Origin of the sequence: Streptomyces sp. NPDC060209 (genome assembly GCF_042728155.1) — a bacterium.
Lineage (GTDB): Bacteria > Actinomycetota > Actinomycetes > Streptomycetales > Streptomycetaceae > Streptomyces.
The window spans coordinates 1-6,418 of sequence record NZ_JBHWZS010000415.1; the positions used below are offsets into that span (position 1 = coordinate 1).

The window sequence follows — 6,418 nt, forward strand, 5'->3', positions numbered from 1 at the left end:
GTCACGCGTCATGCGTGGCCGGCCGCGGTGCTGTGCTGTGCTGTGCTGTGCTGTGTCACACCCTGATCAGGTTCTCTGGCTCTTGCCCTTGTTGCCCCGGATGGACTGCCAGACCATGTCACCGACACCGACGACCGCCACGGCACCGATCAGCTGCAGCACATGACGGATCCAGTCGATCCCCTTGGTGTCGTTGACACCGATCCAGGTCGCGACGGCGTTGCCGAGGATGCTGCCGAGGATGCCGAACACCACCGTCAGCCAGAGGGGGATGTCCTGCTTCCCCGGCAGGATCGCCCGGGCGATCACACCCAGCACCAGCCCTACGATGATTGCCCACAACCAGCTCATATCGCCTCCTCGTGCGGCGCGGTGTGCGCACGTTCACCCAGTCTCGGCTCGCCGGACGTACGCCGCATGCCGGACAGGTCCGTACGGGGAACTACGGTTCGAACCCGTGCCGGCGCGACTCGCCCCGGTCTCGAATGCTGCGGACGCCGGGCGTACCGTAGGAGCGGCGCCGTCCGGGGAAGTCCGGCACAGAGATCTGGTGGTGGAATCACGATGCGGAAGCAGAGCGGCACGGAGGTCTTCCGGATCACGGGTGCCCGGCAGGGCCTTGCCGACGACGTGCGCGGCAGGCAGCGGCGCTACATCATCTCGATGTCCGTGCGCACCGTCTCCGTGGTGCTGGCCGCGACACTGTGGAACGTCGAGAGGCATGTGGCCGTGGTGGCGCTCGCGTTGGGCGTTCTGCTCCCCTATGTCTCGGTCGTCATCGCCAACGCCGGTCGCGAGAACGCTCCTTCGCTTCCCTCGACATTCGTGCCCGCGCCGGTGCGGCCCGCTCTCGGCGCGGCCCCTGCGGCCGGTCCCGCGGAGCCCGTCACGGAGCCCGGTCCCGGCGGCCAGGCGACCGGTCCGCGCCCGACGGACTGAGCCGGAGCGCTCCGCGAAGCACAGGAAAAGCTCAAGAAAAGCTCAGATCAATCATGACGTTCCGGTGCACCGGACCCCGGGCCCCGTGCCATACTTCGTGAGCGCTCCGCATCCCCCGTCGGAGCGACGGACCGACGCCGGGCAGCTCCCCCCGTGGCTGCTCGGCGTCGCCATTCTCCGGCGGGGATGCGTCGCAGAGGCCTCGGGCGGGAGCGCTTAGGGTTGAGGTCGTGAACTTCCCCGACACTTCCGCCGAGAGCGCCACCGGCGCACCGGCCTGTTCCGCCAAGGGCTGCCGCACCGATGCCGTATGGGTGCTCGCCTGGAACAACCCGAAGCTGCACACCCCGGAGCGCCGCAAGACCTGGCTGGCCTGCGACGAGCACCGGGAGCATCTCTCCTCGTTCCTCGGTGTGCGCGGCTTCCTCAAGGATGTCGTGCCGCTGGCCGAGTGGGATTCCTCAGCCGCCGATCGCTGACATCGGGCGGTCGGGCTGCAGGAAGGCCGGGTCGTCGAGTCCGGAGCCCGCCTTCTTGCCCCACATCGCGAGCTTCCAGATCCTGGCGATCTCCTCGTCCGGCGCGTCGGAGCGCAGGGCGCCGCGCAGGTCCGTCTCCTCGCGGGCGAAGAGACAGGTGCGGACCTGTCCGTCGGCGGTGAGCCGGGTGCGGTCGCAGGCCCGGCAGAAGGGCCTGGTCACGGAGGCGATGACGCCCACGCGGTGCTGGCCGCCGTCCACGGTCCAGCGCTCCGCGGGGGCGGATCCGCGCTCCTCGTCGCCTTCCTCGGTGAGAGTGAAGCGCGTGCGCAGCGAGGCGAGGATGTCACCTGCTGTGATCATCCCGTCGCGCTTCCATCCGTGCTGGGCGTCGAGCGGCATCTGTTCGATGAAGCGGAGCTCGTAGTCGTTCTCCACGGCCCAGGCGAGCAGCTCGGGAGCCTCGTCCTCGTTGAGCCCGGGCATGAGGACGGAGTTGACCTTGACCGGGGTGAGTCCTGCTTCGCGGGCGGCCTGGAGTCCTTCGAGTACATCCTTGTGCCGGTCACGGCGGGTGAGCGTCTTGAAGACGTCGGGGCGAAGGGTGTCCAGGGACACGTTGACCCGGTCCAGGCCTGCCGCCTTCAGCGCGGCGGCTGTGCGCTTGAGCCCGATGCCGTTGGTGGTGAGCGACATCCTGGGGCGGGGCTCCAGGGAGGCGCACCGCTCGACGATGGAGACGAGACCGGGACGCAGCAGCGGCTCGCCGCCGGTGAAACGGACCTCGGTGATGCCGAGACCGGTGACGGCGATGCGGATGAGCCGGACGATCTCGTCGTCGCTGAGCAGGTCGGACTTGGAGAGCCACTGCAGGCCTTCTTCGGGCATGCAGTAGGTGCAGCGGAGATTGCACTTGTCGGTCAGTGAGACACGCAGGTCGGTGGCGACCCGGCCGTAGGTGTCGATGAGCACTGTGGCCCCCTCCCCCGGTGATGTCCGCGGTTGCGGTTCTGACTCCTCCGAGACTACGCGAGGCCTGTGACATCGCGGGGGGCTCGGTTGACACGAGGTACGACGGGGCCCCGTCGTAGGTCTCTACGACGGGGCCCCGTCAAGGCGTGGCAGGTGCGGAGGCCGGATCAGTGGGCTCCGGTGCCGGTGAGGGACTTGACCTCGAGCTCGGCGTACTTGCCCTTGTCCGGCTCCTCCTTGGAGAGGACCGATCCGACCCAGCCGAGCAGGAAGCCCAGCGGGATGGAGATGAGGCCCGGGTTCTCCAGGGGGAACCAGGCGAAGTCCACGTCCGGGAACATCGAGCTGGCCTTCCCCGAGACGACGGGGGAGAACAGCACCAGGACGACGGACGAGGCGAGACCGCCGTAGATCGACCAGAGGGCGCCCTGGGTGGTGAAGCGCTTCCAGAAGAGGCTGTAGAGGATGGTCGGCAGGTTGGCCGACGCGGCGACGGCGAACGCCAGGGCCACGAGTCCTGCGACGTTCAGGTCGCGGGCCATCGCACCGAGTGCGATCGAGACGACGCCGATGGCGACGGTGGCCCAGCGGGCCGCGCTCATCTCCTCCTTCTCGGTGGCCTGCCCCTTGCGGATGACGTTGGCGTAGATGTCGTGGGCGAAGGAGGACGAGGAGGCGAGGGTGAGGCCCGCGACGACGGCGAGGATCGTGGCGAAGGCGACGGCGGAGATGACGGCGAGCATGACGGCGCCCCCCGTGGTGCCGACGCCGCCGAGGTACTCGGCGAGCTGGGGTGCCGCGGCGTTGCCCGCCGGGTTCTTCGCCTTGATCTCCTCGGGCCCGATGAGCGCCGCGGCGCCGAAGCCGAGGGCGATCGTCATCAGGTAGAAGGCGCCGATGATGCCGATGGCCCAGTTCACGGACTTACGGGCGGCCTTGGCGGTCGGGACGGTGTAGAAGCGGATCAGGATGTGCGGGAGTCCGGCGGTGCCGAGGACGAGCGCGATACCGAGCGAGATGAAGTCCAGCTTCGACACGTCGGTGGCGCCGTACTTGAGGCCGGGCTCCAGGAACGCGGCGCCGTGGCCGCTCTTCTCCGCGGCGGTCCCGAGCAGGTCGGAGATGTTGAAGTCGAACTTCCACAGCACCATCAGGGTCATCAGCAGGGCGCCCGCGATGAGCAGCACGGCCTTGACCATCTGCACCCAGGTGGTGCCCTTCATGCCGCCGATGGTGACGTAGACGATCATCAGCAGGCCGACCAGCGCGACGATGAGGATCTTGCCCGCGTCGCTGGTGATGCCGAGCAGCAGCGAGACGAGGACGCCCGCGCCCGCCATCTGGGCCAGCAGGTAGAAGATCGACACGACGATGGTGGAGACGCCCGCGGCGGTGCGTACCGGCCTCTGCCGCATCCGGTAGGCGAGGACGTCGCCCATGGTGTAGCGGCCCGAGTTGCGCAGCGGTTCGGCGACGAGCAGCAGGGCGACGAGCCAGGCGACGAGGAAGCCGATGGAGTAGAGGAAGCCGTCGTAGCCGAAGAGCGCGATGGCGCCGGCGATGCCGAGGAAGGACGCCGCCGACATGTAGTCGCCGGAGACGGCGAGGCCGTTCTGGAAGGCGGTGAACTGCCGTCCGCCCGCGTAGAAGTCCGACGCGCTCTTGGTCTGCCGGCCGGCCCAGACGGTGATGCCCAGGGTCGCCGCGACGAAGACCGCGAAGAGGGTGATGATCAGCGGCCGGTGTTCGGTCGTCGACGACGCGGCGAGCTGGATCACGGCATGCGATTCGTACGCGGCGCTCATGCGTCGGCCTCCAGACGGGACTTGATGGCCGCCGCCTGCGGGTCGAGCGTGCTCGTGGCGTGACGCGAGTAGAACCAGGCGATGAGGAACGTGGTGGCGAACTGGGCGAGGCCGAACACGAAGGCAACGTTGAAGTTCGCAAAGACGATCTTGCTCATGAAGCCGTCGGCATAGCTGGACAGCAGCACGTACAGCAGATACCAGGCAATGAATCCGACGGTCAGCGGAAAGGCGAAGGAACGGTGGGAGCGGCGGAGTTCGGCGAACTCCGCGCTGTTCTGCGCCTCGAGGAACGCCTCGGTCGTGGGCTGGACGGGACTGCCGTCCTCAGGACTCTGGGGCGGCGGCGGTGCTTCGGTGACCACGGATTCTCCTCGCGACGCGGGTGCGGTGGTGGGGACGGTGGATTTCACGGGGAGTCCTCTGCGTTGTCGGGTAGCGGGGCTGGCGCACGACTCCCTGTGCAACGGCACGGAGAGCGCGGCGAAGCGGTTCACCGCAGGTTCGGTCTTCTCGGGCCGGCCCCCGTGTACGCGACTCCCACAGGTCACACCTCGAACTCACTTGCCCGTATTCATTGATGCGCCGGGAAGATCAGCGATAACTTCACAGGTCATGTACCGGACCGGACACACCTGTGTCCGGTCCCACGGCACGGATGATGTGGAGAACCCATGGCTCATCTGGCATCCAGACGGACTCGCGTACTCACGCTGCCCGTCGGACTCGCGCTCACGGCCTCGCTCGGCTTCCTCCCGACGGGGACCGCGGCCGCGGCACCCGCGGACGAGCCGGCGGCGGCGGTTCCCGCGGACGGCCCCAAGCTGTCGTACGTCGTGAACACGCGGGCGGGTCACGGCACCGTCAAGCAGGTGCGGAAGGCGATATCCGCGGCCGGCGGAACCGTCGTGACGTCGTACGACAAGATCGGCGTCATCGTCGTCCACTCGCAGAACCCGGACTTCGGCGCGACGATCCGCAAGGCCAAGGGCGTCCAGTCGGCGGGCGCCACGCGCACCAACCCGATCGTTCCGCAGGCCACGAAGGACATCGGGGTCGAGCAGCCCCTCACCGCCGCGCAGGCGCGGGCGGCGTCGGCGGACGCGGTGGCGGGCCAGGACCCGCTGGAGCCCCTGCAGTGGGACCTGCCGGCCATCAAGGCGGACAAGGCGCACAAGAAGTCGCTCGGCAGCAGCAAGGTCACGGTCGCCGTCATCGACACGGGTGTGGACGACACCCACCCGGACCTCGCCCCGAACTTCGACCGCAAGGCCTCGGTCAACTGTGTGTCCGGCGCCCCCGACACCACGGACGGCGCCTGGCGGCCCGCGGCCGGTGAGAGCGACCACGGCACGCACGTCGCGGGCACCATAGCCGCGGCGAAGAACGGCACCGGCGTCACCGGCGTCGCGCCCGGTGTGAAGGTCTCCGGCATCAAGGTGTCCACGCCGGCCGGCTTCTTCTACACCGAGGCCGTCGTCTGCGGCTTCGTCTGGGCCGCCGAGCACGGCGTCGATGTGACGAACAACAGCTATTACACCGACCCGTGGCTGTTCAACTGCAAGAACGACCCTGACCAGGGCGCCCTGGTCGAGGCGGTCACCCGCGCCACCCGTTACGCGGAGGGCAAGGGCGTCGTCAACGTCGCCGCGGCCGGCAACTCCGACCACGACCTGGCCCTCGACGCCATCGAGGACTCGACGAGCCCCAACGACACGACGACGGTCACCCGCACGGTCGACCCGAGCGCCTGCCCGGACATCCCGACCATGCTTCCGGGTGTCGTGACGGTCTCCGCGACCGGTGCGAAGAACCTCAAGTCCTCCTACTCGAACTACGGTCTCGGGGTCATCGACGTCGCTGCCCCGGGTGGCGACTCGACGCGCTACCAGGCGCCGGACGCGCCCGCCGACAACGGTCTGATCCTCTCGACGCTGCCCGGTGGCGGCTTCGGCTACAAGGCCGGTACGTCGATGGCGTCGCCGCACGTCGCGGGTGTCGCGGCCCTGATCAAGTCGACCCACCCGCACGCCTCGGCGGCCGTGGTGAAGGCGCTGCTGACGCACCAGGCCGACGCCACCGCGTGCGGCGCGCCGTACGACATCAACGGTGACGGCACCGTCGACGCGGTCTGCGAGGGCGGCACGCAGTACAACGGCTTCTACGGAGCCGGTGTCGTGGACGCGCTGGACGCGGTCCGCAAGTAGGGCATGAGGGAGGGGC

Annotated in this window: 7 protein-coding genes; 3 read left to right on the plus strand and 4 right to left on the minus strand. The window is 68.8% G+C overall.

What is annotated here, in order from left to right; all coding sequences use genetic code 11:
• Positions 1–66 precede the first annotated feature (66 nt).
• Positions 67–351 carry a GlsB/YeaQ/YmgE family stress response membrane protein gene (locus tag ACFWFI_RS39910; RefSeq protein ID WP_387400399.1) on the minus strand — a complete coding sequence of 95 codons (285 nt, stop codon included), beginning with the start codon at positions 349–351 and terminating at the stop codon, positions 67–69.
• Between the two features lie 213 nt (positions 352–564).
• On the opposite strand from ACFWFI_RS39910, the gene ACFWFI_RS39915 reads away from it, so the two are divergent.
• Entirely contained in the window at positions 565–939 is a 375-nt protein-coding gene (locus tag ACFWFI_RS39915) for a DUF3099 domain-containing protein (RefSeq protein ID WP_387400401.1), read from the plus strand.
• A 230-nt stretch (positions 940–1,169) separates the two neighbouring features.
• The gene (locus tag ACFWFI_RS39920; protein ID WP_387400403.1) at positions 1,170–1,418 is read left to right on the plus strand and encodes a hypothetical protein; all 249 of its coding nucleotides are present in this window, start codon (positions 1,170–1,172) and stop codon (positions 1,416–1,418) included.
• Here the strand turns inward: ACFWFI_RS39920 and moaA are convergent.
• From moaA to ACFWFI_RS39935, 3 genes are all read right to left on the minus strand, one after another.
• Positions 1,401–2,390: a GTP 3',8-cyclase MoaA gene (moaA, locus tag ACFWFI_RS39925; protein ID WP_387400405.1), complete on the minus strand. Its 990-nt coding sequence runs from the start codon at positions 2,388–2,390 to the stop codon at positions 1,401–1,403. The two genes, ACFWFI_RS39920 and moaA, sit on opposite strands and share 18 nt — an antisense overlap.
• Positions 2,391–2,557: 167 nt before the next feature.
• Entirely contained in the window at positions 2,558–4,195 is a 1,638-nt protein-coding gene (locus ACFWFI_RS39930) for a solute symporter family protein (RefSeq protein WP_387400407.1), read from the minus strand.
• Positions 4,192–4,560 (minus strand): DUF485 domain-containing protein, encoded by a 369-nt coding sequence (locus ACFWFI_RS39935; protein WP_387400411.1) that lies wholly within the window; start codon positions 4,558–4,560, stop codon positions 4,192–4,194. The genes ACFWFI_RS39930 and ACFWFI_RS39935 overlap by 4 nt, the downstream gene beginning before the upstream one ends.
• A gap of 309 nt (positions 4,561–4,869) precedes the next feature.
• Between ACFWFI_RS39935 and ACFWFI_RS39940 the strand changes: the two genes are divergently transcribed.
• Positions 4,870–6,402 (plus strand): S8 family peptidase, encoded by a 1,533-nt coding sequence (locus ACFWFI_RS39940; RefSeq protein WP_387400409.1) that lies wholly within the window; start codon positions 4,870–4,872, stop codon positions 6,400–6,402.
• Positions 6,403–6,418 lie beyond the last annotated feature (16 nt).